The following is a 4,568-nucleotide window of genomic DNA, read 5'->3' as shown; positions in this document are numbered from 1 at the left end:
GTCGCCTGCGAGATTCACATCGCCAGGTACACGCTCCCCCAGGGCCAGGCGACGTCACCGCCTACCCGTGGGCTTGGTCGAGAAGCATTCGCCGCTGGCATCTTGTCCACAGCTAGGGTTACTGTGCGGTGCGTGACTCGAAGCGATCGCGTTGGCCGCTGGCGCCAGAAGCTTTGGGAGCACATCGCAGTTGCCGCTGAGATGCTGGCGTTCGAGCGCGCCCACCTCCGTGGAGAGGTCGACGCGCGCTGGCTATTGCGTTGGATGGCGACGCCGCAGACGCGCACGGCCCGGCTGATCTGTAGCTGGCGGATGTCACGTCCCGACCTTGATCTGGCTGCCGATGAACTCGGCGTGCCCCGGCTGACCGATGCCGAGTGGGCTGAGATCCACCGCGACGATCCTCGGCCTCCATAGACAAGCGCAGCGGCGAGCGCACCCGCCTGCGGCCCGCGATCACCCGCCCAGGACGGGCCAACGAATGCGTCTAGCCGCCGCACCATCCAAACAGCCGTCTCATCTTGGTCATCCTGGCTCGGCGCCCCGTGTGTCTTCCTCGATGGGGACGACGCAGATCTCCAGGGACGGGACCCTCATCGATGCCTCCACATCGAGAACCGGGGAAAGGAGACCGCCATCACCCGACAGCTCATCCCCCGAGTTCTGCACGCGTGCGCGGCCCCAGCCCTCCATCCGCTACCGTGTCGCGGACGTGACCCGCCGTCGGGCTACATGGCGCACCTTCGCCCAGGTCTGGAGATCAACACACCGTGAGCTGGATCATGCTTGACCATCCCGCATGGCATATTGACGACGGCATCCCCGTTCGGGCGATGCGTTCCTCGACTACGTCGATACTCATCACCGCACCGGACTCCTGCACCATGATCGCTTGCGGCGACGGCGCTCACCCGATCGTGGACCTCTACGAACCCGCCACGCTAAACGAGACGCCCATACCCGCCGGGCTCCGCGCCGCGCTCAACCGCCTGGGCCCTGTCCAGCGAGTGCGCAATGCCGATCTGTGGGACGCACTCGCCACAGCGATCATCCGCCAGGTCATCAGGGCTACGCAGGCCCGAACGATGTACCGAGCGCTATTGAACGCCGTCGGACAGCGGGCTGGAGAGCAGTGCCTACCGCCGACGGCCGAGCAGGTTTTGGCGATGCCCGAGCGGGCGTTTACGGCGCTTGGCATGGCGTTTAAGCGGCGACCCCTGCACGCAGCCGCCAACGCCTACCTGCAGTATCGGGACGAATGGGCAGTCCTGCCCGCGGACGCCCTCGTCAAGGCGCTGCAGACGGTGCCCCGCATCGGCCCATGGACCGCGGGCGCGGCGGTGGCCGACCACACCGGCGACTTCTCCCTCTACCCATACGCCGACTTGGCCGTCCGCACCTGGGCGACCAAGGCGGACCCCAATACGGACTGGCCCACCGGTGAGCCAGACTTCGCCGCGCTCTGGCGCGACCTGGCAGGGCCGAATCTATCCACTCTGACCGCTCTCACCCTTGCTTGGGGAGACCAACATGCGCACAGACCCCCCTCTCATCCATGGAGCCAGCCCTGACCTAAGCACCAACGGGCGACTCGACCTGCTGCTCGTCAACGCCCCACTTCGCGACTACCGGATCCGGCCCCGAGTCAACGACTACACGCTGCCCGTCCTCGGCATGGCCTACATCGCCACCTACGCAGCAGCCCATGGCTACAGTGTCGGCATCCTGGACGCCGAAGCGGCCGGTCTTCCTGTCGGCACCACCATCGACGTCGTTAACGAAGCCAGCCCACGCTGGGTCGGTTTCAACCTCCTGGCCCCCACTTACGAGCTGACCGCGACCATCGCCGCCGCGCTTGACCCCGGGCTCCGTGTCATGGCGGGCGGTCACCATGCCAAGGCCATGCCTGACCGGATCCTCGCCGACCCCCGCATGGCACGCTGCGACGCATTGATCATCGGCGAGGCCGAGACTCGCGTCGTCGAGCTGCTCGCCGACCATCGCGCCCGTGCCGATCTACCCGGGGTCATGTGGGTCGATCGGCTTCTCGGCAATCCTGTTTCCGGCGGCCGTCCTGGAACCTCCCATCATCTGGCGCCCGACATCAACGCGTTGCCCTTCATCGACCGTGGCTTCCTCGCCCAGGACCCGTACGTCGCTGCGGATGGGCTCATCGAGGCGAACATGGTCGGTGCCCGCGGATGCCCCTACGACTGCAGCTTCTGCGGCGCAGCTATCTCAGCCAATCCAGACGTCACGATCCGGGTCCGCGATCCGCGCAACATCATCGCCGAGATGCAGCAACTGCGAGAACGCCACGCGGTGAGGGCGTTCCGGTTCGTCGACGACCTTTTCCTCGGCGCCGGCCGCATCATCGACCAGATGATGGCCGCGTTCGAGCAGGCCAACATCGGCGGCTGGGCATCGTGGGACGCCACCGGCCGTATCAACGTGCTGGACCGGCGCAGCGAAGCCCAGCTGGACCAGCTCGTCGCCTGCGGGCTGCGGGAAGTGGCTCTCGGTATCGAGTCGGGCAGCCCCCGCATGCTGACCTACATCGACAAGCGGATCACGCCCGACATGGTGCTGTCGGTCGTCGATCGGCTCTTGGCCCGCCGCATCAACGTCAAGGGCTACTTCATCCTCGGCTTCCCCGGTGAGACGCGAGGCGAGCTGCTCCAGACCGTCGACTTGGTCCACCGGTTATGGGATGTTGCGGACCGGCGCCCTGGAACGTTTCGCGCATCGGTGTTCCAGTTCCGCCCGTACCCGGGAACCCCGGAATGGGGGCGGCTGATGGCAGCCGGATATTCCGCCGAGCAACTGCTCAACTATGCACCCGTCGACCTCGGCGGCGACGACGCGGCGCTGCGTGACCGCGACGAGTTCAACTTCTCCTCCGGCCTGCAGTTTGGGGAAACCACCGAGGGCGAGATCCACCAGCACCTCGCCGCACTCGCCCGCGAACAGCATGCCCGCACTCACCTCACTGGGAGCCGCTAATGTCGGTGTTCATCGCCGTCGACGGGCCCGGCGGCGCCGGCAAGTCGACGCTGCTACCGATTCTCGGCGCCGCCTTCGAGGAGGCCGGCCACAGTGTGCACCTCACCCGCGAGCCGTCTCAAGGGGTGCTCGGGCGTACCGCCCGCGAGCGGACAGCCGACTTCCGCGGGATCGCCCTGGCCTGCCTGGTGGCCGCCGACCGCTTCCACCACCTGGTCGAGGAGATCGAGCCCGCCCTGGCGCGCGGCCAACTGGTTCTATGCGACCGGTACGTGCCGTCCTCGTACGTGCTGCAGGTCCTCGACGGGGTCCCCTTGAACTACATCCGTCAGCTCAACGCGCCCGCCCGCCGGCCGGACGTGGCCATCATCCTCACCGCTGCGCCCCACATCCTGGAAGCTCGGCTTCGGGAGCGCGGCGTCCACTCCCGATTCGAGCACGACGGCTCGAGTGAACCTGAGGTTCGCATGTACGACGACCTAGCCGACATCCTCGCGGCTGACGGCCTACCCACCTTCAGAGTGGACACCGGTGAGCTTTCGCCACAAGCCGCCGTCCGCACCATCACAGGTCACACTAGTGCGCTACTGTCACGCAACCGAGGGTTGTAGCCGACAACAAGGTGCATGACCATGAAGCAGCGGTATCAGGTGACCGTCGATGTACACGTTATCCTCGAACGCGGCAGCGACATTCTGCTGTGTCTGCGCGACGGCACGGGGTATCGGGACGGCTGGTATTGCCTACCCTCCGGTCACCTGGAAGACGGCGAAACGATCGTCGACTGCGCGATCCGTGAGGCCCGCGAAGAGGTCGGCGTCCACCTGGACCCGGCCTCGTTGCGGCCCGCCACCGTCGTCCATCATCTATCGCCGGAGGGCAAGCCGCGCGTGGGCATGTTCTTCGCAACAAGCTCCTGGACCGGCGAGGTGGTCAACGCCGAACCCGCCAAGTGCGCCGAGCTCCGATGGGCGTCTGCGCACAGGCTGCCCGGCAATACCGTGCCATATGCCGCGGCCGGAATCGGCCTCTACCTCGAGGGCGTCGGCATCGGCCTGCACGGCTGGCCAGAGCTCGCCACTGCTCGATAAGTCACCCCTGAAACCGCGCTGCCCAGCGTGGCAGTCGTTTTCTCGTCCCCAGGAATGTCGGCGAAGATGTTGTCCCAGCCGTGGCCATCAAAGATGGCATCCGTGTACGAGCGCGCGGCTGATCTGACCTCCTGGCCTGCGATGCGACGGTCGCCGATGAGTCACTACTCTGAACGTTTTTCATCCCCTGGCAGCGGAGCGCTGGTCACAGCGTGATCGCAAGGTCGGCGTTCGCCTGACCACATAGAGAAACCCCTGATAGACGGGTTGATCACCACAATCCACACCGTCGCAACCAGGGGCTTCGGATGCTGTTCTATCGTGCTGCCGTCGATTTGTCGTCCCAGACTCTGAACTACGTCGCCGGGATCGTCCGGCGGCGCCGTAAGACAATCAAGTCGCCGTGGCGACGGCTCAACCCGGGACAACAAGCCCTGCTGGTACTGGTCTACCTGCGCAAGGGGGAGACGTTCG

Annotated in this window: 5 protein-coding genes and 1 pseudogene; all 6 read left to right on the top strand. The window is 66.1% G+C overall.

Annotated elements, in window-relative coordinates:
* Window positions 1–132: 132 nt before the first annotated feature.
* Complete coding sequence (locus ACWEVS_RS45910) at window positions 133–417, top strand: hypothetical protein (protein WP_452557520.1); 285 nt, start codon at window positions 133–135, stop codon at window positions 415–417.
* Between the two features lie 353 nt (window positions 418–770).
* Window positions 771–1,571, top strand: coding sequence for a hypothetical protein (locus ACWEVS_RS45905; protein ID WP_452557518.1), 801 nt, complete (start codon window positions 771–773; stop codon window positions 1,569–1,571).
* Window positions 1,531–3,003: a B12-binding domain-containing radical SAM protein gene (locus ACWEVS_RS45900; RefSeq protein WP_452557516.1), complete on the top strand. Its 1,473-nt coding sequence runs from the start codon at window positions 1,531–1,533 to the stop codon at window positions 3,001–3,003. Before ACWEVS_RS45905 ends, ACWEVS_RS45900 begins: the two co-directional genes overlap by 41 nt.
* Complete coding sequence (gene tmk / locus ACWEVS_RS45895; protein ID WP_452557514.1) at window positions 3,003–3,614, top strand: dTMP kinase; 612 nt, start codon at window positions 3,003–3,005, stop codon at window positions 3,612–3,614. The genes ACWEVS_RS45900 and tmk overlap by 1 nt, the downstream gene beginning before the upstream one ends.
* Window positions 3,615–3,635: 21 nt before the next feature.
* The gene (locus tag ACWEVS_RS45890) at window positions 3,636–4,094 is read left to right on the top strand and encodes an NUDIX hydrolase (RefSeq protein ID WP_452557512.1); all 459 of its coding nucleotides are present in this window, start codon (window positions 3,636–3,638) and stop codon (window positions 4,092–4,094) included.
* Window positions 4,095–4,402: 308 nt separating this feature from the next.
* Window positions 4,403–4,568 (top strand): annotated as a pseudogene (locus ACWEVS_RS45885) (IS5/IS1182 family transposase); the annotation flags it as partial.

The organism is Nonomuraea sp. NPDC003754, from assembly GCF_053605785.1.
This window is presented reverse-complemented; position numbering and strand designations above follow the sequence as displayed.